The sequence below is a fragment of the Marinomonas epiphytica genome, assembly GCF_054780655.1.
The window spans coordinates 12,264-37,199 of record NZ_BAAGVX010000006.1 but is presented as its reverse complement, the minus strand read 5'-3'; the positions used below and the strand labels follow the sequence as shown (position 1 = coordinate 37,199).

At 44.2% G+C, this 24,936-nt stretch carries 22 protein-coding genes and 2 tRNA genes; 12 read left to right on the top strand and 12 right to left on the bottom strand.

Translation table 11 applies throughout. From position 1 onward, the window contains the following. Nucleotides 1-16: 16 nt before the first annotated feature. Nucleotides 17-874: a formyltetrahydrofolate deformylase gene (gene purU, locus ACYVGZ_RS03045; protein WP_460751025.1), complete on the bottom strand. Its 858-nt coding sequence runs from the start codon at nt 872-874 to the stop codon at nt 17-19. Between the two features lie 75 nt (nt 875-949). Further along, the gene (rlmKL, locus tag ACYVGZ_RS03040; protein WP_460751022.1) at nt 950-3,145 is read right to left on the bottom strand and encodes a bifunctional 23S rRNA (guanine(2069)-N(7))-methyltransferase RlmK/23S rRNA (guanine(2445)-N(2))-methyltransferase RlmL; all 2,196 of its coding nucleotides are present in this window, start codon (nt 3,143-3,145) and stop codon (nt 950-952) included. Between the two features lie 122 nt (nt 3,146-3,267). On the opposite strand from rlmKL, the gene rmf reads away from it, so the two are divergent. Next, nucleotides 3,268-3,474, top strand: a complete 207-nt coding sequence (gene rmf, locus ACYVGZ_RS03035; protein WP_460751020.1) for a ribosome modulation factor — start codon at nt 3,268-3,270, stop codon at nt 3,472-3,474. Nucleotides 3,475-3,600: 126 nt separating this feature from the next. On the opposite strand, the gene ACYVGZ_RS03030 is transcribed toward rmf, so the two are convergent. Beyond that, nucleotides 3,601-4,635 (bottom strand): quinone-dependent dihydroorotate dehydrogenase, encoded by a 1,035-nt coding sequence (locus ACYVGZ_RS03030; RefSeq protein ID WP_460751018.1) that lies wholly within the window; start codon nt 4,633-4,635, stop codon nt 3,601-3,603. An 11-nt stretch (nt 4,636-4,646) separates the two neighbouring features. Next, the gene (locus ACYVGZ_RS03025; RefSeq protein WP_460751015.1) at nt 4,647-4,898 is read right to left on the bottom strand and encodes a DUF2835 family protein; all 252 of its coding nucleotides are present in this window, start codon (nt 4,896-4,898) and stop codon (nt 4,647-4,649) included. Between the two features lie 128 nt (nt 4,899-5,026). On the opposite strand from ACYVGZ_RS03025, the gene ACYVGZ_RS03020 reads away from it, so the two are divergent. The 7 genes from ACYVGZ_RS03020 to ACYVGZ_RS02990 are packed head-to-tail and all read left to right on the top strand — an operon-like array spanning nt 5,027 to nt 12,871. Continuing rightward, a complete protein-coding gene (locus ACYVGZ_RS03020; RefSeq protein ID WP_460751013.1) occupies nt 5,027-5,992 on the top strand; it encodes an AAA family ATPase in 966 nt (321 codons plus the stop codon). Between the two features lie 4 nt (nt 5,993-5,996). Beyond that, the gene (locus ACYVGZ_RS03015; RefSeq protein WP_460751010.1) at nt 5,997-6,908 is read left to right on the top strand and encodes a DUF58 domain-containing protein; all 912 of its coding nucleotides are present in this window, start codon (nt 5,997-5,999) and stop codon (nt 6,906-6,908) included. Continuing rightward, nucleotides 6,908-7,399, top strand: coding sequence for a DUF4381 domain-containing protein (locus tag ACYVGZ_RS03010; RefSeq protein WP_460751007.1), 492 nt, complete (start codon nt 6,908-6,910; stop codon nt 7,397-7,399). Before ACYVGZ_RS03015 ends, ACYVGZ_RS03010 begins: the two co-directional genes overlap by 1 nt. Then, nucleotides 7,392-8,393 carry a vWA domain-containing protein gene (locus tag ACYVGZ_RS03005; protein WP_460751005.1) on the top strand — a complete coding sequence of 334 codons (1,002 nt, stop codon included), beginning with the start codon at nt 7,392-7,394 and terminating at the stop codon, nt 8,391-8,393. The genes ACYVGZ_RS03010 and ACYVGZ_RS03005 overlap by 8 nt, the downstream gene beginning before the upstream one ends. Next, the gene (locus ACYVGZ_RS03000; RefSeq protein WP_460751003.1) at nt 8,390-10,111 is read left to right on the top strand and encodes a vWA domain-containing protein; all 1,722 of its coding nucleotides are present in this window, start codon (nt 8,390-8,392) and stop codon (nt 10,109-10,111) included. The genes ACYVGZ_RS03005 and ACYVGZ_RS03000 overlap by 4 nt, the downstream gene beginning before the upstream one ends. Further along, complete coding sequence (locus tag ACYVGZ_RS02995) at nt 10,105-11,904, top strand: BatD family protein (protein WP_460751000.1); 1,800 nt, start codon at nt 10,105-10,107, stop codon at nt 11,902-11,904. The genes ACYVGZ_RS03000 and ACYVGZ_RS02995 overlap by 7 nt, the downstream gene beginning before the upstream one ends. Nucleotides 11,905-11,926: 22 nt before the next feature. Further along, entirely contained in the window at nt 11,927-12,871 is a 945-nt protein-coding gene (locus tag ACYVGZ_RS02990) for a Dyp-type peroxidase (RefSeq protein WP_460750998.1), read from the top strand. 88 nt (nt 12,872-12,959) lie between these two features. Here ACYVGZ_RS02990 and ACYVGZ_RS02985 read toward each other — a convergent pair whose 3' ends face one another. The 8 genes from ACYVGZ_RS02985 to ACYVGZ_RS02950 form a co-directional block, all read right to left on the bottom strand. Further along, nucleotides 12,960-14,783, bottom strand: a complete 1,824-nt coding sequence (locus tag ACYVGZ_RS02985) for a SurA N-terminal domain-containing protein (RefSeq protein WP_460750995.1) — start codon at nt 14,781-14,783, stop codon at nt 12,960-12,962. 76 nt (nt 14,784-14,859) lie between these two features. Next, nucleotides 14,860-14,936 (bottom strand) — tRNA-Asp (locus ACYVGZ_RS02980). A 7-nt stretch (nt 14,937-14,943) separates the two neighbouring features. Beyond that, on the bottom strand, nt 14,944-15,216 hold the full coding sequence (locus ACYVGZ_RS02975) for an HU family DNA-binding protein (protein ID WP_460750992.1): 273 nt from the start codon (nt 15,214-15,216) through the stop codon (nt 14,944-14,946). 126 nt (nt 15,217-15,342) lie between these two features. Next, a complete protein-coding gene (gene lon, locus ACYVGZ_RS02970; RefSeq protein ID WP_460750989.1) occupies nt 15,343-17,736 on the bottom strand; it encodes an endopeptidase La in 2,394 nt (797 codons plus the stop codon). Nucleotides 17,737-17,940: 204 nt separating this feature from the next. Then, nucleotides 17,941-19,221 (bottom strand): ATP-dependent protease ATP-binding subunit ClpX, encoded by a 1,281-nt coding sequence (clpX, locus tag ACYVGZ_RS02965; RefSeq protein ID WP_460750986.1) that lies wholly within the window; start codon nt 19,219-19,221, stop codon nt 17,941-17,943. A 14-nt stretch (nt 19,222-19,235) separates the two neighbouring features. Continuing rightward, on the bottom strand, nt 19,236-19,868 hold the full coding sequence (gene clpP / locus ACYVGZ_RS02960) for an ATP-dependent Clp endopeptidase proteolytic subunit ClpP (RefSeq protein ID WP_347982335.1): 633 nt from the start codon (nt 19,866-19,868) through the stop codon (nt 19,236-19,238). 75 nt (nt 19,869-19,943) lie between these two features. Further along, nucleotides 19,944-21,269: a trigger factor gene (gene tig / locus ACYVGZ_RS02955; RefSeq protein ID WP_460750982.1), complete on the bottom strand. Its 1,326-nt coding sequence runs from the start codon at nt 21,267-21,269 to the stop codon at nt 19,944-19,946. 110 nt (nt 21,270-21,379) lie between these two features. After that, a tRNA-Arg gene (locus tag ACYVGZ_RS02950) sits at nt 21,380-21,456 on the bottom strand. Nucleotides 21,457-21,672: 216 nt separating this feature from the next. On the opposite strand from ACYVGZ_RS02950, the gene ACYVGZ_RS02945 reads away from it, so the two are divergent. From ACYVGZ_RS02945 to prpB, 4 genes are all read left to right on the top strand, one after another. Continuing rightward, nucleotides 21,673-22,479, top strand: a complete 807-nt coding sequence (locus ACYVGZ_RS02945) for a YihY family inner membrane protein (protein ID WP_460750979.1) — start codon at nt 21,673-21,675, stop codon at nt 22,477-22,479. Between the two features lie 51 nt (nt 22,480-22,530). Next, nucleotides 22,531-23,085 (top strand): hypoxanthine-guanine phosphoribosyltransferase, encoded by a 555-nt coding sequence (locus ACYVGZ_RS02940; protein WP_460750977.1) that lies wholly within the window; start codon nt 22,531-22,533, stop codon nt 23,083-23,085. A gap of 233 nt (nt 23,086-23,318) precedes the next feature. After that, nucleotides 23,319-24,014: a GntR family transcriptional regulator gene (locus ACYVGZ_RS02935; RefSeq protein WP_460750974.1), complete on the top strand. Its 696-nt coding sequence runs from the start codon at nt 23,319-23,321 to the stop codon at nt 24,012-24,014. Between the two features lie 34 nt (nt 24,015-24,048). Beyond that, nucleotides 24,049-24,930, top strand: a complete 882-nt coding sequence (gene prpB, locus ACYVGZ_RS02930; RefSeq protein ID WP_460750971.1) for a methylisocitrate lyase — start codon at nt 24,049-24,051, stop codon at nt 24,928-24,930. Nucleotides 24,931-24,936 lie beyond the last annotated feature (6 nt).

The following is a 24,936-nucleotide window of genomic DNA, read 5'->3' as shown; positions in this document are numbered from 1 at the left end:
AGCCCTTTTTCTTTAATTAGTCAGCAAAAACAACCGTTTTATTGCCATGCACTAACACCCTGTCTTCAAGGTGATATCGCAGCCCTCTAGCAAGCACTAGCTTTTCAATGTCTTTACCTAATCGCACCATGTCTTCAGCAGAGTGGCTATGACGAACACGAATCACATCTTGCTCGATAATAGGCCCTGCATCCAAATCGGCTGTCACATAATGACAAGTCGCACCAATTAACTTAACCCCACGAACAGCCGCCTGATGATAAGGCTTCGCACCGATGAAGGAAGGCAAGAAGCTATGGTGAATGTTAATAACTCGATGACGATATTTCTCGCACAGATACTCAGGGAAAATCTGCATATAGCGCGCTAGTACTATGGTATCCGCTTGGGAATCATCGATACATTGCTCAATTTGCTGGAAGGCCGGCATCTTATTTTCTTTGGGAACATTAATGCAGTGGTAAGGAATTTTATACCACTCAACCATAGAGCGAAGCTCTTCATGGTTAGCAATAACCCCAACAATCTCACAATTTAATTCACCAGTGTGCCAACGGTGCAAAATGTCGTTTAAACAATGGGACTCTTTGGTCGCCATTAGCATCACTTTAGGGCGATTTTCACTGTCTTTAACATACCAACGCATGTCAAACTCTTGCGCAATTACCGCAAACTCTTTGCGAAAGGTCTCCACATCTACCGTAAGGCTTTCTGCATCAATATCGTGACGCATGAAAAACCACTTTTGTTCAATATCAGTATGGTGGCTGGCTTCAATAATTGAGCCTTGGCGCTCATTCAAAAACTGACTCACTGCCGCAACAATGCCCACTCGGTCTGGGCAACTAATCACAAGACGAAATGTTTTCTTCATAACAAAAAATTAAAAACCTTTTAAAATCAATATACTAAAAACAGAATCAATGAAATTCTCGGATATTTCGAGAAATTATACTGAATCCGTTTCAGCACTCCCAGCTTTATGTTTGATGACATAGCACTGATGAATCTTGCTGTTTCGTTCAAAGTCAGGGTCTAATGTCTTAGCCGTAATGTTTTCCACTTCAAACTCAGCCTGCAAAGACTCATCTAACACAAAGCGGCGATAATTATTTGAGAATATCAGCTGGCCATTTTGCGAAAGTCTGGCCATTGCTAAACGCACTAAATCACCATGATCTCTTTGAATATCGAGTACGTCGGCCATCTTCTTCGAATTAGAAAAAGTAGGTGGATCCATAAAGATCAAGTCAAACTCGTCCTCATTGTGACGTAACCACTCAAAACAATCAGCGCGCTCAACTTTATGATCTCGCTCAGAGAACTCATTTAACTCAATATTACGACGAGCCCAGTCTGTATAGGTGTTTGACATGTCCACGCTCAGTGTTGTTATAGCGCCACCTTGACCCGCATGCACGGAAGCAGAGGCGGTATAACAGAACAAGTTCAAGAAACGGGTTCCATTAGCACTGTCCTGAATCAACTTCCGCACAGGTCTGTGATCTAGAAATAAGCCAGTGTCTAGATAATCTTTCAGGTTTACAATAAAGTCACAACCATGCTCTTCCACAATCACCTCGTGGCGCTGCTGGTCGAGTTTTTCATATTGAGCTTTACCCGTTTGCCTCTGTCTATGCTTTACAACGACTCGTGACTCTGCAATATCTAAAGCCTTAGGAATGGCGGCAACTACATCAAACAAGCGCTGCTTGGCTTTTTCAGGGTCAACACTTTTTGGCGCTTGATACTCCTGCACATGAGCCCAGTCTTGGTAAATATCGATCGCCACTGCATATTCAGGCATATCCGCATCGTAGAGGCGGTAACATTGCACTTTGCTTTTTTGCACCCATTTACGCAGCTTTTTAGCATTTTTTTGCAGTCTATTAGCGAACATCTGTGCACCAGGACTCAGTACAGACTGAGCTACGACATCTTTTTTAATGTTCTTTTCTTGCAAGACAAAGCGATAAGCTCGACATTCTAAGCCACCGTTAATGACTCGCGTGCTTTTCTCTGGTCGAGCTGGAATCTGACGTGCTAACTGCTCATTGCTCGTCAGCATCATAAACACCCAATCCGGAGCAGTATTAATCACCCATTCACCCAATTGACGATACAAGGCAATCAAAGCCATTTCATCCCCCAATCGCTCCCCGTATGGGGGGTTGGTCATCACCAAGCCTGAACGTGACGAATCCACTTGGAATGAATGGTCTTGGAAGGGAGTCATGTCGACCTTTATAACTCCCACTAAACCTGAACGCTTGATGTTTTCACGAGCCGCTGCAATGGATTTTTGTTCCCTGTCTGTGCCCTGGACACTCAAGCCTATTTGTTCTGGGTCACGTCGGCGGTTACGAGCAAAGTCTTTTAATTGCTGCCACATGCGGTGATCGTGCTGCTTCCAACCTTTAAAGCCCCAATACTGGCGCTGCAAACCTGGTGCTATATCAAGGGCAATCATGGCTCCTTCTACTAAAAAGGTACCTGAACCACACATAGGGTCAATGAGCTGAGTCATTGAGGCATCTTTATGCCAACCTGCACGTAATAAAAGCCCTGCCGCTAGGTTTTCTTTGAGAGGCGCCATAGAACCTTGCTGACGATAACCACGGCGGTGCAAGCTATCGCCAGATAGATCAATACTGACAGTCACTTGATCCCGTTTAATTCTTAAGGCAACTCGCACATCGGGCTGATTTTTTTCGACACTCGGGCGTTCCCCAGCTTTAGCAAGAAAATAGTCGGCTATCGCATCTTTGGCACGCACGGCGCCAAACTGAGTATTTCGAATGTGATGGTTTGTGCCATGGCAATCAATAGCAATACTGGATGTTGGAGACATATGATCTTGCCATTCTATCCCTTTCACCCCCATGTAAAGATCATTGGCGCTCTCCATTTTAAAATGGGCAATGGGTAGCATCACTCTGGTTGCGACCCGAGACCACAAACACGCCTTATAAATTCCGGCAAGGTCAGTGGTCAATTTCACCTGAGCTTCCCCAAGACGAGTTTGCATTAAGCCTTCATCGTGTAACTCTTTTTCGAGTACATTTTCCAAGCCAATTGGACAGGTCAGCTCTAATGCATACTGACTGTTAGTTTGTGATTCGTTGGTCACCGGATCTGTTGTCATTTTTTAATTACTTTCTTTCATCATGACTTTGCTTTTTAGAGCAAAGAGTTTTTAGACAATTTTTAACTTCTGCACTATTAGTTAAGGTTCGATTAAATAAAAGCACTATGAGGAAACGCAATATGAAGAAACAAAAAAGAAACCTTCACCATCGCGCTTACATTCGTGGTTATCGCGCTGGTATGGACGGGCGCTCAAAAGCACTGTCTTCTAGCTACCAAGAACACGCTCGCACAGAATGGCTAGCTGGCTGGCGCGAAGGTCGTGAAGACATGTGGAACGGCCTTTCACCTGTTGCCGCTACCCACAAAACCATTAACCTAAGTTAACCCTTTGTTTTTTCAATTATGTAGTTTACTCATCCCTTAACAACTAAAGAGGCGGGATTCCCCGCCTCTTGTATTTTAGTAAGGTTCTACCTCTTTATGGCTTGGTAGACCTATCACAAAGTTAATTTACTTTTTTTGCTCACGGTAATAGCCATCTGTCGTGGACACCGCCTCTTTTACCAATTCTGGCCCTTTATAAATAAAGCCTGAATACAGCTGAACTAATCTTGCTCCTGCTTGCAGTTTTTCAACGGCATCGGCACCGCTACTGATGCCTCCAACGCCAATGATTGGCAAGGTATCTTTTAGATGCTCAGCAAGCACCTTAACCACATGCGTAGACGCTTCTTTAACGGGTACTCCACTCAAGCCGCCGGCTTCTTGTCCATACTTATGACCAGCAACCGCATCTCGAGACAAGGTGGTGTTGGTTGCAATAATGCCATCAACACCTTGCTGTACAAGTGTATCGGCCACCATTTTTATTTCGTCGTCACTCATATCGGGGGCAATTTTGACGGCTAACGGCACTCGCTTGCCATTCTCTTGCTGGTATTGATCTCGGGCTTGGCATAGAGGCGCAATCAGTTCAGCTAAGCTTTCACCAAATTGTAGGCTTCTTAAACCAGGCGTATTAGGTGAACTAATGTTAGCCGTTACGTAGTCTGCAAATGGCATCACTTGTTGTAAGCAGGTAAGGTAATCTTGACTCGCATCTTCCACACTGGTGGTTAAATTTTTGCCAATATTCACGCCTAATATACCAGGATATCGATGCTGTTTGATTCTCGATACCATATGCTCAACACCTTTATTATTAAACCCCATACGGTTAATAATGGCTTCGTGCTCTGGCAATCTAAACAAACGAGGTTTAGGGTTACCTGACTGACCTTTCGGTGTCACAGTACCCACTTCTACAAAGCCAAAACCCAGCGCGCCTAATGCTTCAAAAGCATCCGCATTCTTATCTAATCCCGCCGCTAAACCAACGGCATTTGGAAACTTTAGCCCCATCACATCAACCGGTTGAGTCACTGGCAAATTATTCAATAATTTGGTCACACCTAGACGGCTACTTGCTGCCAATAAATCCATAGAAAGATCGTGAGATACTTCTGGATCTAACTTAAAGAGTAATGAACGAGCAAGGTTATACATGTGCTAAACTCCTAGTAATTAGAATGTTGAGTCGGACTTAAATCCTGAAGTTGACGAACGTTTACCAACTTATGCTGATCATCAAATTCCACTTCAAAAACACCATAGATTCCTTGATGATTTAGAAATCGCTGAAAAGCCGATAGTGGCAACTGTACTTTACGTCCATCTAAACTATGCGCCACCAAATTTCTTGCCGCCCCAGTATAAAGAGCTTCATATTGGTAAGCTGGCAAGGCGATATTGAGTGATATTTTTGCCATTTAAAACTCCACCCTTACACTTCGTTTACAAGCTTAACTCTGGGCGTAAAGATTTGAATTCGATAATATGATCTCTATTATATTGTGTTGTCACCTTTATTGATAGAAGTATAAGGAAGCTCTGTGTAATGGAACAGGTCATAAACCGACTTAAAGACCATTTGAACCACGCCATTATCGGCCAGTCAGATTTAACCCATGAAATTCTTGTTGCCCTCATTGCCAATGGGCACGTTCTATTAGAAGGGCCTCCAGGCATAGCTAAAACAACCGCAGCGAAAGCACTTGCTCAGGCAATCAGTGGACGCTTTCAACGTATTCAATTTACACCAGATTTACTACCCAGTGATGTCACAGGGAGCGATATTTTTCAGCAAGAGACAGGGCGTTTCCAGTTTGTTGCAGGCCCGATTATGAATGACATCATTCTCGCGGATGAAATAAATCGTGCACCTGCTAAAGTACAATCAGCCTTGCTTGAAGCCATGGGGGAAAAACAAGTTACGGTAGGCAACTCCAGTTACCCATTACCTGATTTATTTTTCGTTATTGCCACCCAAAACCCCATTGAGCAAGAAGGGACCTATCCGTTACCCGAAGCTCAGCTTGATCGCTTCATGCTAAAAATATGTTTGTCTTACCCGGATGCAAAGAGCGAACTTGAAGTTCTGCGCCTTGTGCGCCAACAAGACCTGCACAATGATAGCCAATCTACCGTGCAGCCACTTTGTCAAACACAGGACATTTTAGCCTTACAAAAAGCAGCGCTTTCTCTCTACATGTCTGAATCTGTGGAAGAATACATTGTGCAAATTGTCATGGCGACACGCCACCCAGAACATTACTTAAAAGAGCAAGCTGGTAGCCAATTAATTGAGTATGGAGCAGGCCCTCGTGCCACCTTAGCTCTTGATCGTTGCGCACGCGCTAACGCTTTACTGAAAGGCCGTGACTTTGTCACTCCTGATGATGTTCGGCAAGTCGCATTACCAGTTCTTCGACACCGCATATTGCCAAGCTTTGAAGCTCAAGCATCGGGTTTATCGGTAGATGATTTGCTGAACCGTCTAATTAGCCATATACCTAGCTTATAACACCATGAGTGACTTATTATCGCCACCTTCTCCTGAGCTTGATGAGCAGCATTTGGCAAGCCTAGCTTATTACGCTAAACACCTGGGAAAAGCACCACTCGCGCGCAGATTTACCCAAAAAATAGGGGAACATATTACGCGTCAAAAAGGGCATGGTATGGAGATGCTCGAGTTACGTCAGTATCAATTACATGATGATCCGCGCCATATTGATTGGCGAGTCAGTGCCCGTACAGGGGAGTTACATACGCGCTTATACAGTCAAGAGCACGACCAGCAGAAATGCCTCTTGGTAGACCTTTCCGACTCGGCTTATTTTGGTACCCGACACACTTTTATTGCGACCCGACTCATTCAAGTTGCCGCTCTAATTGCTTGGCGTTGCCAACAGAAGAAGCAAGGCCTGTCTTACCAGCTGCAATTTGGCCAACACAGTAAGCAAGGTTCTGGCAAAACGCCAATGGCGAAACTGCTTATGGAACTGGGTTTGGCCACCTTAATTAAGAACAGAGAAGACTCTAGTCAATCTCAGTGTGTCTGGCGCCTCCCCTTCCACCAGCAACAGATACGTAACCAAGATATTTTCATTTTGACAGACAAACAATCTTGGACACCAGAAGACGACCTTAAACTACAACAACTTGCACAGCATAATCGGGTTTACTGGCTGCAGGTACTCGACACGAACATGTTTAATCTACCCTCTGGGCAATATCAGCTAGCGGATCATAATGGCATTTCCTCATTAAGCATCAACTACCAGAGTCAGACCTTGGCTCGGCAAGCTTACCAACAAGAAAACACCCATATGACACAGCATTTGGCCAAACTTGGGGTTTGCCATCAGGCCTTCGACCTAAGCCAGGCACCTGAAAATATCGCCCGCTCATTGTTGGCAATGGGAGCCTTGCACTAATGTCTAGTACCCAAATGAATCATGCTTCTTCGACTGTGGACCTACCTAACAAAGCTTACTTACTGCCAGACAGCATTGCCATGTGGCCACCAGCATGGTGGACTTGGCCCAGCCTTGCTGTTGCCCTTGCTTTGTTGTTCCTTTGTGTGCTTTTTGGATATCGACACTATCGCAAAAATGCATACCGCCGTGAGGCTATACGCGCCCTTTTAGAACAGGCGAATCAGGCTAGAGATCAACCCTTAATCACACTTTGCCATGAAATGGTTCGCCGTTGTCTTGTCACTCAACATAACTACCATCTTGCTGCACAACCAAGCCATTCACTTTTTACCAAGTTAGATGAAGACATGCCAAAGAAGCTGAGTTTTGAACTGCTTGGAGAAGTCTTTATTCAAGGAGCTTATCAAGCCCAGCTTCACTTAACCGACCAACAACGCCAAAGCATGATAAAAACCACTTGCCACTGGATAAGGAAACATCATGTTTGATTTGGCTTGGCCTTGGGCATTGGTACTCTTACCTCTACCTCAGCTCGTCTATTTCCTGCCTAGCCAGGCTACTAAAAAGGGCCCCGCTCTTTGGTGGCCGAGTAAAGCACAGCTAACCCAACACCAATCTTCGATAAGCCTTCCATCTCAAAGCCGATGGCGTATCGTCAGTTTAAGCTTAGCTTGGCTATGCCTTGTTTGTGCTTTGGCTCGGCCTGTATGGGTAGGAGAGCCCACTCAAGTGACTCCTTCAGGTCGTGACCTGCTGATAGCATTAGACTTATCAGGCAGTATGCAAGTGACCGACATGACGATCGATGAGCACAGTGCTGACCGCCTACAAGCAGCAAAATTGGTATTAGCTCAGTTTATTGAGCAGCGTCGTGGAGACCGTTTAGGTGTCATTGTCTTTGGCTCTAAGGCTTACCTTCAGTCACCATTAAGCTTTGATACCAAAAGCGTTAACCAATTGATTCAGGAAACTCAAATCGGCTTTGCAGGCGAGAAAACCGCCATTGGTGATGCGATTGGCTTAGGCATTAAACAATTAGAAGACAAACAAGCCGATCAAAAAGTGCTTATTTTAATGACAGATGGTGCCAACACAGCAGGTCGTGTCCAACCATTACAAGCCGCCGAGTTTGCGAAAAACCAAGGTTTAAAAGTGCACACCATAGGAATAGGTGCAGACAGCATGCTGGTTCAAGGTTTCTTTGGCCCGAAAGCGGTTAACCCATCAGCTGATCTAGACGAAGCTCTTCTCAAGAACATTGCGGCGCAAACAGGCGGCCAATATTTCCGAGCCCGTAGCACTGAACAGCTCAGCGACATATATCAGATACTTGATCAATTAGAGCCGACTCCATCTAGCGAGCAATGGCAGCGCCCAAAAACCAGCCTTTTTAGACCCTTCACACTGGCTGCATTAGGTTTCTTAGCTTTGACTCTCATACTCAGCAACCCGACGATAACACGGTTGAAACGCACCCTATGACCTTTTTTGATCTTATCCATTTTGAACAGGTGTATTGGTTGGCACTCATTCCGCTGACCATTTTGGTTAGCTATTATTACCGGCGGCAGGGTGTGACTAAAGGCAATCTGCAAGAAGTAATCGACGAAAAACTATTGCCACATTTGCAGATTGAACCGCCGGCTAAGAGTCACAAGCGCAATCTATTACCCCTTACACTTTGTTTCTTATGGGTAGCTTTAGCAGGGATCAGCTGGTCTAAACAAACAACGACTATGTTCAACAGCAGCGCTAAAACCATTTTTATCGTGGATCAATCTTTGTCTATGTACAGCACAGATATTGCGCCAAATAGACAAACACAGCTAAAACAATCCGTGCGCGATATTCTGCAACAGATCCAAGGTAGAGAAATGGCCATGGTTGCTTTTGCAGGTGAGGCTTATGTGATTAGCCCTTTCACCCAAGATAAAAACACTCTCACGCATTTCTTACTGGCATTAGAGCCTTTAATCATGCCCGTCTACGGCAGCCAGCTAATGCAAGGCATTGATACCGCTCTTACGTTAGAACCCAACCTAGACCAGCCTCTGCATTTTGTCATTCTTACCGATGATATTAGCCAAATGGAAAAAGCCGCCTTACACGAACGCTTAGCGGGCAGATCCATCAAGCTGGACCTCATTGCCATAGGTACGCCGCAAGGGGGAACCGTCGCGTTGCCGAACGGGCAAATATTACGAGACAAAGGCCAAGTAATTAAACCGCCCACGCCACTTGCTGAGCTTAAAGACGTCACTGAGCAATTAGGTGGCCATTACTACCACGGGCGTTTATCTGTACAACAAACCCAACAAATTGCTGTAGCCAATGCAAGCCAAGATAGTCAGCAAGAAGCAGACAACCAAAGCCTTTACTGGCAATCCCAAGCTCATTGGTTTGCTATTCCTTTTTTAATTTGGCTTGCGTTAGCGTTTCGTAAAGGAGCACTACTTTCACTCGCTTTTATTCTGTTTTTCCCTTTTCAACCTCTCCAAGCCTCCCCTTTAGAATGGTTTTTAACACCAGACCAACGGGGCCAAAAGCTCGTTGATGAAGGTAACTGGCAAGAGGCACAAAAACTATTCCAAGATCCACAATGGCAAGCCGCTTCTTCTTATGCATTAGAAGACTATGATGCGGCAGCAAGCACTTTATCTTCCCTTCCTAGCACCGCCAAACAGGCCTATAATTTAGGCAACTCCTTGGCTTTAAATGGCCAATTTGAGGAAGCAATTAACGCTTATGAAGAAGCATTAAAACTGGACCCAGAGCTGTCTGTCGCCAAACAAAATCTAGCCTATTTAAAGCAACTTCAACAAAACCAACAACAAGACCCTTCTTCCCAAGACTCACAGCAATCAAGCTCAGCTAACGCTGAGAATAAACAAGACCAAGAACAAGCCTCTGATAACCAGCAAAGCGAAGAAAAATCAGAAAATTCGCAAAATAATGAGGAAAAACAAGACAAGCCAGCCAGCTCTGAGGATAATAAGGAAGCGGAGCAAGAACAACCAGCAGCCAATCAGCAAGAGCAACAAGCAAAGCTGAGCCAAGAGGAATCCCAAGCCCTAAAGCAATGGTTAAGACAGATTCAAGATGACCCTGGCACTTTACTGCAACGCAAGCTTTGGCATTTACACCAAGAAAAGCAAAGAGAACGCCCTTACGGCCAACAACATGGACAACAACCGTGGTAATTAATCGCCTTTTAACTTTTTTGTTTTCCTCTTTTACGACAACCCCAAAAGGTTTGTTACTGACTCTACTGTGGGCGAGCTCTTTCCCTGTCTTGGCAGACCAAGTAAGCGCGACTCTAGACAAAAATGTCAGTGTCGAAAACGAAGTTGTTCAACTCACCCTAAGAGCGGATTTTACTGACATAGGCGATGGGCCAGATTTAACCCCACTAAAGCGGGATTTTGATATTTTAGGTCAAAGTCAAAACAGCCAATTCAGTTTTAACTTAGGCACCAGTAAAGCACTAAGCTTTTGGGTTGTTTCTTTGATGCCAAAATCCGTTGGTACGTTCGAGATCCCCCCTATTCAAATTGGTGATCAGTCATCGAATAGCGTTAGGTTAACCGTTAAAAACTCGCCTCAATTACTCGATAGCAACGGCAATCCACCCGCTTTCATCCGCACTGAAGTGTCGGAAATTGAACCCTACCTTCAACAAGAAGTCATTCTCAGCGTTAAGCTGTTCAGCTCAGTTGCTCTCCAAAACGCCAACATTTCGGTGCCAAGCCATCCCGACCTTATTATTGAGCGCTTAGTAGATGACCAGATGCACACTGAAACCATAAATGGCACACAGTATCAGGTATTAACTCGCGAATATTTGGCATTTCCTCAACGCAGCGGCACGTTAACCCTAGCGCCGCAGAGTATCCAAGCCATGATCAACACTCGGACAGGCCGACGTATGATCAAAGTACAGAGCGAACCACTCGGTATGCAAGTTTTACCGATTCCAGCCAGCTACCCTTCCGACAATTGGTTACCTAGCGAAAACCTGATTATTAATACCTCTTTAAGCCAGTCTAATGACCAGCCAAGAATTGGCGACACCCTCATTTGGACAATCAATATTCAAGCTGACGGCGCTTTACCGGAACAGATTCCGCCACTCTCTTTTAACAGTACCAAAGCCTATAAGCTCTACCCAAAAGCTCCGCGCTTTAGTAGCCGCAAAACCGACCAAGGAATTGTTGGCCTTGTTTCTATGGAAATTGAAGTCGTACCAACCGCCGAAGGAGAACTCAACTTACCTGAACTGGAAGTAATGTACTGGGATACTGAGCAACGTACGTTAAAAACAGCCACTGCGACAACACAATCTATCAACATCCAAGCGTTACCAGAGGCCATAACAGAAGCACCCAAGACCCAGCTCAGCACAACACCATTAGCACCTCAAAGCCGTTCTGTTGCCCCTATATCGTTAGCTAAAGAGAAACAAGCCTCAGTCCCCGTGGATATAAAGGACGCTAAAGTTGAACCGCTGAAAGAGCGCTCTCAATGGGGTCTAAAACAGTACAGCATTGTTGGTCTACTCGTTCTTACCAGCCTACTGATCTTACTCAGTTTATTCACTTGGCGTCGCAACAAGAACAAAAAAGACAACCAAGACAGCGTACCTACCTTACAAGAGTTTGCGCCACTGGCGACTCACAATGAAGAGAGTGCCTTTCAAAACCTGATTGACTGCTGCCATCAGAATAACCTGCCTGAACTGCGCTCTCACCTATTAGAGTGGGCCAGACATCGTTGGGGGGATGCCCAAATTCAAACCATTGAAGACATCAAACGACTCAGTTCGTCGGTCACCTTTACCCAACTGCTGATGGAAGCCGACTTGATGATGTATTCAAATAACCAAGACACACAATGGCAAGGTGCTCCATTAGCCCAAGCATTAACAGAACTGATGACGGGTGAAGAAAAGCCTTCTCAGGCCAGCCAGCTAAAAACTCTTTATCCTAACTTCTAAAAGGGTTAGGGTTTATCTAACATTGGATAAAACACGAGGCCATCAAACCAATATGACTGCCCCTTATCAGACAGGCATTCTTGCTGACGCATCCAGCGACGCCCTATTTATTACTTTAAATGTAAAACAACAACACCTAGCTGAATTTAAATCTTCTCTATCTAAGAGCCCTACCTTAATCAGCCAGCTTCAAGCCCAGTACCCTGACTCCCAATTACATGCAAGCTTAGGGTTTAGCCATAAAATTTGGCGCAAACTTGATAGCCAACAACCTAAAGAGTTAGCGGCATTCCCGCATCTAAAAGGGGCAGAGTTTGAAGCAGTGTCTACTGATGTGGACATGGTCATTCATGTGCGTTCAATGCGCCATGATGTGACCTATGAGCTAGCCAACGTGTTATTTTCTTCTCTAAGTGGCAGTGTTGATCTTGTTGAAGAGGTAAGTTGCTTTAAATACTTAGACAATAGAGATTTAACCGGATTTGTTGATGGCACGGAAAACCCTGCTGGAGACCATAAAGCTGAGGTGGCTTTAGTTGGTGACGAAGACAGCCATTACACTAATGGCTCTTACCTCAATTTAATGAAGTTTGTGCACGATTTAGATACTTGGCAAAAGCTGGATATCAAAACTCAGGAAGACACCTATGGGCGAACCAAAGCTGACAACATAGAGTACCCTGGGGGTAAGAAGTCATTACACGCTCATACCAAACGCACTTCCTTAAAAGACGAACACGGTCAGTCTATTGAAATACTGCGCCACAGCATGCCTTTTGCCAGCCTAACCGAAAAAGGCCTTATGTTTGCAAGCTATAGCCGCACCCCTAATGCCTTTAACAGCATGCTTCGTAGTATGATCATAGGCGACAAAGACGGCCATACCGACCACCTGATGAGATACACCCAGGCAAAGACAGGCCAAGCCTTTTTTGTTCCTGCGCTTGCTTGGTTTAACACTCTTTAAAGCTCAAGCATGTTCATTTTACAAACTCTTTAGCGCTCATAAAAAAACCACTTCAATTGAAGTGGTTTTTTTGTAGATCAAGCTGCATCTATCGTTCGATATCAGCTGTACTTTCCAGTAAAGACTGCTGAGCCTGAGTGCTTAAAGTAATTTGCGTTTGTTTCAAATAACCTTCATAAGCCTGTTTCTGCTCATCTTCAATGGCTTCTACTGGTGTTGTCACATCAGTAAGCTTAATCAAAGCGATATCACCACTTTGCAGTGATTCCACTTGAGTCACAGGACCATCCACTGGGTGCGCTAGGCCAAACGCTAATGAAGAAAGCTCATCTTGACCACGCGATGCTTTAGTAACGCTAGTCCAAACCGTATCAGGAGCGTCTGCAGCAGCCTGCGCTCTCGCTTCTAATTCAGCCAAGGCCTTTTGCTCTACCAATGCTTGAGTCACTTTAGTCAGAGCCTGCTCATAGCTTTCTACCGATTCCGGTTGATGATCATTAACACGCAAAACTAGCACCTGATCATCACTTAACTCGATCAAGTCACTATTCTGACCGTCTTCAAGAACAGCAGGACTGTATGCAGCTGCAATGACTTGAGGATTATTGGTAACTTCATCAATACCTTGTGAACGAGTAAAGTAATCACTTTCTTGCACTTGCAAACCGTACTCTTTCGCTAAAGGCGCTAACTCATCACTCGCGTAGGCAAGGTCAATGATGTCTTCGTGAGCACTCAATAGTGCATCACGCGCTTTAGCTGCCTTCACTTGCTCTGTAAGCTCAGCTTGCAAGTCAGCAAAGCTTGGTGCATCAGCTGCAACAACCTCGTTCAGTTTAATCAAATGTAAGCCGTATTCCGTTTCAACCGCTTCAACATCCCCTTCAGACATAGAGAAAAGCTTATTCTCAAAAGCATCTCCCATTGACCCTTTAGTGACATAACCTAGGTTACCACCATCATTTTTAGACCCGATGTCATCGGAATATTGCGCTGCTAGGTCCTCAAAACTTTCACCTGAGGCTAATTTAGCTTCGATCTCAGCCAAACGCTGCTGCGCTTCATCTGAGGAAGGGTCAGAGGTTTCTATAAGGATATGAGCTGCTGAACGCTCTTCTTGAACTTCACCCGAGATAGCCACATTGTAGGCCTGCTGAAGCTCAGCATCTGTGACTGTAACCGTATCGGCAAAATCATCAGAACTTAGCAGTACATAGTCTATTTTTACTTGCTCAGGGGTTTTGAAGTCGTTCTTATGTTCTTCATAAAACGCCAATAATTCATCTTCGCTAACCGCAGTTTGTTCAGCTTCATCAGCCAATGAGAAAGTCACATAATCATAGCTTCGTTGTTGAGCTTGCAATGATGCAACCGCATTGACCTGATACGGCAAAACAAAGTCAGACCCTGCTATTGCATTACGAGCTTGCTGGATGACTACATCTTCTTTGATACGCTCTTTAAATGCCAAAGGCGTAAAACCTAATGACTGAATGAAGTTCAAGTAGCGATTTTGATCAAACTGACCATTCGTCTGAAACTGCTCTGATTGCACGATGTAACGGTCTACTTGCGCATCAGAAACCCCCAAACCAAGCTCAGCAGCTTGATTATTTAGCACCGCACGCTGAATAAGTTCATCTAAAGCACGACGCTGTAATAAATTCTCTTCCAATAAATCAGGGTTAATCTGACCGTTCATCATAGAAATAAGCTGACGACGTTGTGTCTCAGCACCCTGTAGCATCTGTGTACGGGTAATGTCTTCGCCATTAACACTGGCAACCGTATCAGATGAAGTAAAGCTATTGACCAAGGCATCTACGCCAAATAGAGCAAAAGTCACAACAATAAAACCAACGATGATCTTGACCACAATGCCTTGTGACTTATCTCTTATATCTTGGAGCATTACTGCCTCCATAAAATAAACATGAATTACAAATAAAAAAGGTGTATCCCGCTCGGCATACACCTTTTGTATCTAATGGCGGAACAGACGGGACTCGAACCCGCGACCCCCTGCGTGACAGGCAGGTATTCTAACCAACTGAACTACTGCTCCAAAAACATTAATTTACAGCGTCTTTAAGACCTTTACCCGCTTTAAAACCAGGAACCTTAGCTGCTTTAATTTGAATTTCCTCACCAGTTTGAGGATTACGGCCAGTACGTGCCGCACGTTCTTTAACTGCAAAAGTACCAAAACCCACTAGTGTAACTTGGTCGCCTTTTGCCAAAGCAGATTCAATTGCTTTTAGAGTAGCGTCAAGAGCATTGCTCGCAGAAGCTTTTGATAGATCTGCAGACGCTGCAATAGCATCAATCAATTCAGATTTGTTCACGTTGTACCCCTTCAGTATTTTTGTGGTTCCTTAATATTATTGTTTCGGCGCTGTAAGAACACTACCGATAAAGCCGAGCTAGATGTTATACAAGCCCTAGCTATTCCCTGTCAATACAGAGTTTCCCTAATGATGACTTACAGTTTCTTGTTCATCAACAGTTTTTTCCTTAGAAGCCAATGTTTCTAGCTTTTTTGGTGAAGGAATGTACTCTAGGGCAATGTCAAGCACATCATCGATCCATTTTACTGGCACAACTTCGATATCCGCCTTGATATTGTCAGGAATTTCTTTCAGATCACGAGCATTTTCCTGTGGAATTATGACCGTTTTAATGCCGCCACGGTGAGCCGCTAGGAGCTTCTCTTTAAGACCACCAATAGGTAATACCTCACCACGCAGCGTAATCTCACCAGTCATGGCGACAGAGGCTTTCACAGGGACTTTAGCAAGCACCGAGACGATTGCGGTACACATAGCGACACCGGCGCTCGGCCCATCTTTTGGTGTTGCCCCCTCTGGCACGTGTAAATGCAGGTCTGTTTTTTCATGAAAATCATCATCAATGCCCAACCCAGCAGCACGGCTTCGTACAACTGTCAGAGCCGCTTGAATCGACTCTTGCATCACATCACCAAGGGAACCGGTTTTCACATGACGCCCTTTACCTGCCACACCAGCCGCTTCAATAGTCAATAACTCACCACCGACGGAGGTCCAAGCCAAACCTGTCACCTGACCGATCTGGTTTTTGTCTTCTGCTTTACCGTAATTAAATTTACGCACACCAGAATAATCTTCTAGGTTTTCCACCGTCACGGCCACCGCTTTAGGCTTCTTAGCCTTGCTTAAAGCTTGCTGTTTCACCACTCGGCGACACACCTTACTCAGCTCTCTTTCAAGACCACGCACACCCGCTTCTTTGGTGTAATAACGAATAATGTCCATCAAGGTGTCATCAGACACTTGAATTTCTGCCTCTTTCAAACCTGCTAGCTTAATCTGTTTAGGCAGCAAATAACGCTTAGCGATATTGAGTTTTTCATCTTCCGTATAGCCAGGAATCCGTATTACTTCCATACGGTCTAACAGAGGCCCAGGAATGTTCATGCTATTTGAAGTACAAACAAACATCACGTCAGATAAGTCGTAATCAACCTCTAAGTAGTGGTCATTGAATGTGTGATTCTGTTCAGGGTCCAATACTTCCAATAGTGCTGATGCTGGGTCACCACGTTGATCCATGCCCATTTTGTCAATTTCATCAAGCAAAAACAGTGGATTTTTCACCTTCACTTTAGACAATTTCTGTAAAAGCTTACCCGGCATAGAGCCTATGTAAGTACGTCTGTGACCACGAATTTCCGCTTCATCACGGACACCACCTAGAGCCATACGAACGTATTTACGGTTTACCGCTTTTGCAATGGATTGGCCTAGAGAGGTTTTACCCACACCAGGAGGCCCAACCAAACACAACACAGGGCCTTTCACTTTTTTCACCCTTTGTTGAACCGCTAAGAACTCTAAAATTCGTTCTTTTACATCTTGCAGGCCGTAGTGATCTTGGTTAAGCACTTTTTCTGCATAGGCTAAATCATTACGCACTTTACTGCGCTTTTTCCAAGGCAGTGAGATCAACCAATCAATATAACCACGAACAACGGCTGCTTCTGCGGACATTGGAGACATCATTTTGAGCTTCTTCAGCTCAGCTTCCGCTTTTTCCGTTGCTTCTTGAGACATACCAGCTTCGGTAATTTTTTCTTGCAGCATATCCAGTTCATTGCTGCCATCTTCCATATCACCAAGTTCTTTTTGAATGGCCTTCATCTGCTCATTCAAATAGTACTCGCGCTGGCTTTTTTCCATTTGCTTTTTCACACGGCTGCGAATGTTCTTTTCCAAATGCGCAATATCCAACTCCCCTTCCATTAAGGAAATTAGATACTCACCACGCTCAACCAAACCATCCAGCTCTAAGATTTGCTGCTTATCTTCAAGCTTCAAACTCATGTGCCCTGAGATGTTGTCAATTAGCTTAGACAATTCATCAATCGACTTAACCGTGGTAACCACTTCAGATGGTATACGCTTACTGCCAGCAACGTATTCATCTAATTGCTTTAGCAAAGCTCCGCGAATAGGACCATATTCACTTTGATCTTCTTCAACAAAAGGCAATTCACTCACCTGACCAAGCACTAAATCGTCTTGCTCTTCCATAGATTCTAGGCGAGCGCGCCTCACCCCTTCTACCAACACTTTCACCGTGCCATCAGGCAAACGAAGCAATTGCATTACTTTGGCAATCGTGCCGATTTGATATAAGTCTTCTAACTGTGGGTCGTCCTTGCTGGCGTCTTGCTGAGCAACAAGAAAAACTTGTTTATCAGCATCCATCGCAGCCTCTAGAGCAGCAATGGAGCGAGCGCGCCCAACAAACAAAGGTAGTACCATATGAGGGTAAACCACAACATCTCGCAGTGGCAGCATTGGAATGCGTAAAGCTTCTGACATATTTTTTATCCAATCTGGGCGCATGATTTAAAGCGCACTTTATTTTCTTTTGGGATTAATAAAGAGATAGGGACAAACTGTAAAAAAACAAGCACATAAATAAGAATAACTTACATTAAGGTGTTTTTTTTCACCCAAAACAAAAAAAGCCGATATGAGGACAAGAAATGACCACACATCGGCTTCTGGAGGCATTAGCGAAAGCTAGCCATTTTCAGCTACATCTTCTTTTTCTAATACCATAAGAGGTGTTGATTCACCACGAATAGAAGGACCATCCATAACGACTTTCACGACATCATTTCTTGTCGGCAACTCATACATAGAATCCAGCAAAGCCGTTTCTAAAATACTGCGCAAGCCACGGGCACCGGTTTTACGCTCTAACGCCAAACCCGCCGCCTCACGAAGAGACTCTGTCGTAAACTCAAGCTCAACACCTTCTAACTCAAACAAGTGTTGATACTGCTTAGTTAAAGCATTCTTTGGTTCACTCAAAATGGTCATCAAGGCTTCTTCGTCTAATTCTGACAATGTTGCCACGACAGGCAGACGTCCAACAAATTCAGGTATTAACCCGAACTTCACAAGATCCTCTGTTTCTACCTGATGTACAGCTTCAGAGAAAGACTTACCTTCTTCTTTACTTTTCACTTTCGCAGAGAAACCGATACTGCTTTTCTCGGTACGTTCGCTAATGACGCGCTCTAAACCAGCAAAGGCACCACCACAAACAAACAGTATATTCGATGTGTCAACCTGCAAAAACTCTTGTTGAGGATGCTTACGTCCACCTTGTGGAGGCACGGAAGCGACCGTTCCTTCAATTAATTTCAACAGCGCTTGCTGCACCCCTTCACCAGACACATCACGGGTAATAGAAGGGTTGTCAGATTTACGAGAAATCTTATCAATTTCATCAATGTATACTATGCCACGTTGCGCTTTTTCAACGTCGTAGTCGCAACTTTGCAGCAGCTTCTGAATAATGTTTTCTACATCTTCACCCACATAACCTGCTTCTGTTAGTGTCGTCGCATCTGCAATAGTGAACGGCACATCTAGAACACGAGCAAGGGTTTGTGCAAGCAGAGTCTTACCACTACCAGTAGGGCCGATCAGCAAGATATTACTCTTACCAAGCTCGACGCCATCATCGGTTTTACCCTTATGGCGTAAGCGTTTATAGTGGTTGTATACCGCGACCGCAAGCACCTTCTTGGCCTTATCTTGGCCAATAACGTATTCATCCAACGCAGCGCTTAACTTAGCTGGTGTTGGCAGCTCATCGTCGGCAGTAGCCTCTACTGTAGTTTGGGATAACTCTTGCGTAATAATGTTATTACACAGGTCAACACATTCGTTACAGATGTATACTGAAGGACCCGCAATCAGCTTCTTTACTTCGTCTTGGCTCTTTCCGCAGAAAGAGCAATATAATAGCCGATCAGAGTGGTCGCCTTGGCTAAAATTATCGTCAGACATTTAATCCACCCTTTTTAAACTGTACGTTTTTGTAAAATATCATCAATCAGGCCGTATTCTTTTGCCGTCTCTGGATTCATAAAGTTATCACGATCTGTATCAATGGCAACTTGTTCAATGTCTTTTCCTGTGTGGAAAGAAATAATTTCATTCAACTTATGCTTGATACTCAAAATTTCTCGTGTGTGTATTTCAATATCAGACGCTTGCCCTTGGTAACCGCCTAACGGTTGGTGAATCATGACACGAGAATTAGGCAAACAATAACGCTTACCTTCTGCACCAGCTGTCAATAAAAGCGCACCCATACTAGCAGCCTGACCAATACACATGGTACTAACGTCGGGCTTAATAAACTGCATAGTATCGTAAATAGACATCCCTGCCGTTACAGAACCACCTGGAGAGTTAATGTAAAGGTGGATATCTTTATCAGGATTTTCTGATTCCAAAAACAATAATTGAGCAACCACTAGGTTGGCCATATGGTCTTCAACTTGACCAACCAAGAAGATCACTCGTTCCTTTAGCAAGCGGGAATATATATCAAAAGATCGCTCACCGCGGGCTGTTTGTTCAATTACCATAGGAACAAGGCCATTACTTGTAATAGCAACTGGGCCTGTCGTTGGGTTCGTCAAATTCATATCTTATTCCTTAAAAGCGAAAAGGCCGACATAGCATGTGCTATGTCGGCCTTTATTAAAAAGATAAGCTAACGCTTATGCTTCTTCCCCAGCTTCTTCAGCTTGGGCTGTTGGCTTGATAGCATCTTCATAACCCAAAGTTACTTCAGTAACTTGAGCAGATTCTAACAGTTTATCAACAACTTGCTCTTCAAGTACAGCAGATTGAACCTGTGCAAGTTGCTCTTTATTCTTCAAGTAGAACTCAACCACTTGTTGAGGCTCTTGGTAAGCCTGAGCCATGTCTTCTAGGAAGGCACGGACACGCTCTTCGTCTACTTCTAATTCGTTTTGCTTGATTACTTCAGAAATCAAAAGACCAAGTTTACCACGTTTTGCCGCTTCATCTTGGAACAATTCTGCAGGTAATTGGGAAGCATCAAAACCTTCACCACCAAACTGCTGAGCAGCTTGTTTACGTAGTGCATCAACTTCTTGATCAACAACAGACGCAGGCACTTCTACTTCGTTGATAGAAATTAGGCCATCAAACAACGCTGTTTTTAGCTTAGCTTTAACCGCTTGGTTCAATTCACGCTCCATGTTCTTACGCACTTCTGCACGAAGACCATCAACGGTAGCTTCAGCCAAACCGAATTTTTCAACGAAAGCATCATCGATTTCAGGAAGCACTTGTTCAGCAACTTCAGAAACCGTAATTTTGAATGTCGCTTCTTGACCTTTCAAGTTTTCTGCTTGGTAGTCTTCAGGGAAGGTAACGTTAATTGAACGTTCTTCACCTGCTTTAGCACCTAAGATACCCGCTTCAAAACCTGGAATCATAGTGTTTGAACCCAAAACTAGCTTATGACCTTCAGCAGCACCACCATCAAACGCTTCATCACCTAGGTAGCCAACGAAATCGATTGTTACTTGGTCGCCGTCAGCTGCTTCACGCTCTACCGCATTCCAGTCAGCATTTTGCTTACGCAATGTTTCTAGCATAGTGTCCACGTCAGCGTCTGTTACTTCTGAAACAACACGCTCAACACTAATAGCAGAAGAATCCGCTAACGTAATCTCTGGGTAAACTTCAACTTTCGCAGTAAATTCAAGGTCAGCGCCTTCTGCAAAGTTCTTAGGCTCAATATTTGGCATACCAGCTGGTTGAATTGACTCAGCTTGTAGGGCTTCCATGTAAGCGTCACGCATGATTTGCTCAACAGCTTCTAGACGAATGCTTTGCCCGTAGCGTTTTTTCACTAGGCTAACTGGCACTTTACCTTTACGGAAACCGTCAATACGAACTGTTTTTGCAGTTTTAGCCACTTCAGAACTTACTTTTTCTTCGATTCGAGCAGCAGGAACGCTGATGGTTAAAACGCGCTCAATTGGAGATGTTGTTTCTACAGAAACTTGCATAAAACTTCCTCACGGGAACTAGCTTTATTTGCTGGCGCATCTTAATCAAATGATTAAGGAATCTTAACCAACAAAACCTTAATGTATTTTCATAAAGTAATGGGCTGAAATGGCGCTCCGTACTGGATTCGAACCAGTGACCTACCGCTTAGAAGGCGGTTGCTCTATCCAGCTGAGCTAACGGAGCAGAACTCATTACATTTCGTGTGGTGGGCTATTATAGGGATGGAATATCAATCGTCAACCAATTGACATAAAAAAGCCGATTAAAAGAGAAATTTACGAGAATCTTTAGTGTAAAAACAACCTTGAGAACAAACTTTCACCAATTGTAAAAGCTATACGCTCCCTACCATCTACTTTATGATATACGGACTCGAACCGTTAACACAGACATCGACTTATGAATCGCGCGACTATTAAAGAGTACATCACTTTAACCTACCAAAGGTTTTTACAAAGTAACCTATCACAAAAAGCCGCCCAACTTACTCTCTCAAGCTTACTGGCCGCCGTACCTATTATTACGATTATTCTGGGCATTTTGAGTTTCACCCCCGCTTTAGAAAAAATGCAGACGCAGTTTTTTTCCTTGATGGAAAACAACTTGGTGCCAGGCTCTAGCGAGGTCGTTCTACCTTATTTAATACAATTTTCTGAACAAGCGAAGAATCTACCTATTGCTGGGCTGATGGTGTTGTTTATCACTGCTCTATTATTACTCAACAATTTTGAGAACAGCGTACAGTCCATTTGGCAAATTTATACGCCCAGAAAAATCCGCGAACGACTACTCACTTACTGGGCAATATTGACTCTTGGACCCATTTTATTCGCAGGCTTAATCAGCCTTTATGGCGCCCTTATTTCTTTTCAGATTCAAGACAATGACATCAGCACATTAATTAACAACTTAGTGGACATAGGTAGCATCATTCTTTATTTCTTGATGCTATTGACGCTAAATTTTTTAACACCTAATGCGGAAGTCTCGCTCAAGTGGGCAGCCCTTAGCGCACTTCTTGGAAGCATTGCTCTGTTTATTTTGAACAATATTTTTTCTTCCTTTGCACAATTATTTGCTAACTACCAAGTGATCTATGGTGCTTTTGCCGCCATACCGATTTTTCTTGTTTGGCTACAATCCACTTGGCTGATCATCCTGACATCCATTTGCGTGTGCGCAACGATACACTCGAAAAAGGCTTAGCAAGCAATTCAGTTTTAGGTAGAATACCGCAATTAATTAGCAAGGTTCCCCATGAAAGATACAATTAACGAGCTCAATACCATTCTGTCCGAAGCGGATTGCCTTATTAACGAGGCGCAAATTGATCAGGCCTTAGATAAAATGGCCACGCAAATCACAGCAGATTTAAGTGACAAGCTACCTTTAGTGTTATGCGTCATGAATGGTGGATTAATTCCTACTTCTGACTTAATAAGCCGACTCGCTTTTCCGTTAGAGCTTGATTACCTTCATGCCACTCGCTATGGCATGGAGATGGAAGGTTCCGCGCAACTCAATTGGATCAATTACCCGCAAGTCGAAGTAAAAGGCCGACACGTTTTAGTGGTTGATGATATTTTCGACCAAGGCCATACCCTCCAAGCCATTATTCAATGGTTGGAAGAACAAGGCGCAGAACAAGTACATAGCGCGACTGTGATTAACAAATTGCACGACCGTAAAGTAGACCTTTCTCCAACTTATGTAGGAGCTGACGCTGAAGATCGCTTTTTATTTGGTTACGGCATGGACTTCAAAGGATACTTCCGCAATATACGTGGCATTTACGCAGTCAAAGGAAGTTAAACAAGTCCCACCTTACTCGCCTTCTAGACAAACCTCAGCTTCGCTGGGGTTTTGTTTTTTTAGAGCCCCTCTTATCCCTTAGACCGCAGACTGTCAAAGAATGTGTCGACAATTCATCACTAAAAATTAGAAACACACTCAATAAACGCATATATTGTTGACAATTTTACTTGATAAAAGCCTTTATTAGATTTATAACTATCATATTGTAGACAATCAGACAGGATTTAACTGTGAGCAAAGTGGCCGAATTAAAACCTATTACGTTATCCGACGACTTAACTCAGCGCTTAACGTCTGAAATCATTGAAGGCACTCTCCCCTTGGGAAGCAAGATATCTGAGCCGGAGCTAGCCAAACGCCACGGCGTTTCTCGCGGTCCCTTGCGAGAAGCTTTGGTCAAATTAGAAGCGCTTGGCTTGATTACGCGCACGGCAAATATAGGCGCACGAGTCATTGAACTTGATATTGAAGATTTATTAGAAACCTTCACATTGCGCGAAGCAATGGAAGGCATGGCCGCTAGGCTTGCCTCTCAACTTATTAGTGAAAATGAAATTGCCGATCTTTATAAGCTACTTGATGAACATCAAGCCTTTTTAGATGCTAATCAAGATGAACATTACGCCAACCAATACGGGAATGAAGACTTTCACCTACGCATCATCAAAGCAAGTCAGAACAAACGATTAGTGCGCGTCCTTACCCAAGACCTTTACGCGACCATTCGGATTTTTCGACGCCATACAGCAGACTCACGACCAGACCCAAGACAGGCTTTGCGTGAGCATAAAGCCATTTTAGACGCCATTGCTAACCGCGAAGGCGACTTAGCAGAGTTATTAATGCGCCGCCACATTAGCCGTGCGGCCAACTTATTAAAAAAAGCGATGTTGAAAAACACAAGGTCGCATGAAATTACTGGCTAACCACAGCCAATAACAACAAAAAAGTGAGGAAAGTATGACATTAGCATCACCGGGGGCACGTTTTCGTAAAGCGATTCAAGACCAATCACCATTGCAGATCGTTGGTACTGTCAACGCCTATTGCGCCATGATGGCTGAACAAACCGGTCATCATGCCATTTACCTTTCCGGCGGCGGCGTGGCGAATGCCTCCTACGGCCTACCTGATCTTGGTATGACTGGGCTGAACGACGTACTCGAAGACGTGCGCCGCATCACAACAGCGAGCCAATTACCTTTATTAGTAGACATTGATACCGGGTTTGGTGGCGCTTTCAACATTACTCGCACAATTCAACAAATGGAAAGAGCTGGCGCAGCTGCCGTTCACATTGAAGACCAAGTTCAACAAAAGCGCTGCGGCCACAGACCCAACAAAGCCATTGTTAGCCAAGCCGAAATGGTTGACCGTATCAAAGCCTGTGTGGATGCACGTGTAGATGAAAATTTTGTCATTATGGCACGTACTGACGCCCTCGCCGTTGAAGGTATGAATTCCGCTATTGACCGGGCGGTTGCTTGCGTTGAAGCCGGTGCGGACATGATTTTCCCTGAAGCTATGCTGACCCTAGAACAATATCAAGAATTTGTTAATGCCGTTAAAGTACCTGTGCTTGCCAATATTACCGAATTCGGCGCAACACCTCTATTTAGTCGAGAAGAGCTTGCCGGTGCAGGCGTCGATATGGTGCTTTACCCTTTAAGTGCTTTTCGTGCAATGAATCAAGCCGCGTTGAACGTATACCAACATTTATTAAATGACGGCCACCAACGCAATGTGGTCGATACAATGCAAACGCGCATGGACTTATATGATTTCCTTAACTACCACGATTATGAGCAAAAGCTCGACGCACTTTTCTCTCAAGAAAAGTAATAGGAA

Excerpts from the sequence above, each read along its gene's own strand:
- purU (WP_460751025.1), bottom strand. The coding sequence starts at position 874 with ATGAAGAAAACATTTCGTCTTGTGATTAGTTGCCCAGACCGAGTGGGC.
- rlmKL (WP_460751022.1), bottom strand. The coding sequence starts at position 3,145 with ATGACAACAGATCCGGTGACCAACGAATCACAAACTAACAGTCAGTAT.
- rmf (WP_460751020.1), top strand. The coding sequence starts at position 3,268 with ATGAAGAAACAAAAAAGAAACCTTCACCATCGCGCTTACATTCGTGGT.
- ACYVGZ_RS03030 (WP_460751018.1), bottom strand. The coding sequence starts at position 4,635 with ATGTATAACCTTGCTCGTTCATTACTCTTTAAGTTAGATCCAGAAGTA.
- ACYVGZ_RS03025 (WP_460751015.1), bottom strand. The coding sequence starts at position 4,898 with ATGGCAAAAATATCACTCAATATCGCCTTGCCAGCTTACCAATATGAA.
- ACYVGZ_RS03020 (WP_460751013.1), top strand. The coding sequence starts at position 5,027 with ATGGAACAGGTCATAAACCGACTTAAAGACCATTTGAACCACGCCATT.
- ACYVGZ_RS03015 (WP_460751010.1), top strand. The coding sequence starts at position 5,997 with ATGAGTGACTTATTATCGCCACCTTCTCCTGAGCTTGATGAGCAGCAT.
- ACYVGZ_RS03010 (WP_460751007.1), top strand. The coding sequence starts at position 6,908 with ATGTCTAGTACCCAAATGAATCATGCTTCTTCGACTGTGGACCTACCT.
- ACYVGZ_RS03005 (WP_460751005.1), top strand. The coding sequence starts at position 7,392 with ATGTTTGATTTGGCTTGGCCTTGGGCATTGGTACTCTTACCTCTACCT.
- ACYVGZ_RS03000 (WP_460751003.1), top strand. The coding sequence starts at position 8,390 with ATGACCTTTTTTGATCTTATCCATTTTGAACAGGTGTATTGGTTGGCA.
- ACYVGZ_RS02985 (WP_460750995.1), bottom strand. The coding sequence starts at position 14,783 with ATGCTCCAAGATATAAGAGATAAGTCACAAGGCATTGTGGTCAAGATC.
- lon (WP_460750989.1), bottom strand. The coding sequence starts at position 17,736 with ATGTCAGAAGCTTTACGCATTCCAATGCTGCCACTGCGAGATGTTGTG.
- clpX (WP_460750986.1), bottom strand. The coding sequence starts at position 19,221 with ATGTCTGACGATAATTTTAGCCAAGGCGACCACTCTGATCGGCTATTA.
- clpP (WP_347982335.1), bottom strand. The coding sequence starts at position 19,868 with ATGAATTTGACGAACCCAACGACAGGCCCAGTTGCTATTACAAGTAAT.
- tig (WP_460750982.1), bottom strand. The coding sequence starts at position 21,269 with ATGCAAGTTTCTGTAGAAACAACATCTCCAATTGAGCGCGTTTTAACC.
- ACYVGZ_RS02945 (WP_460750979.1), top strand. The coding sequence starts at position 21,673 with ATGAATCGCGCGACTATTAAAGAGTACATCACTTTAACCTACCAAAGG.
- ACYVGZ_RS02940 (WP_460750977.1), top strand. The coding sequence starts at position 22,531 with ATGAAAGATACAATTAACGAGCTCAATACCATTCTGTCCGAAGCGGAT.
- prpB (WP_460750971.1), top strand. The coding sequence starts at position 24,049 with ATGACATTAGCATCACCGGGGGCACGTTTTCGTAAAGCGATTCAAGAC.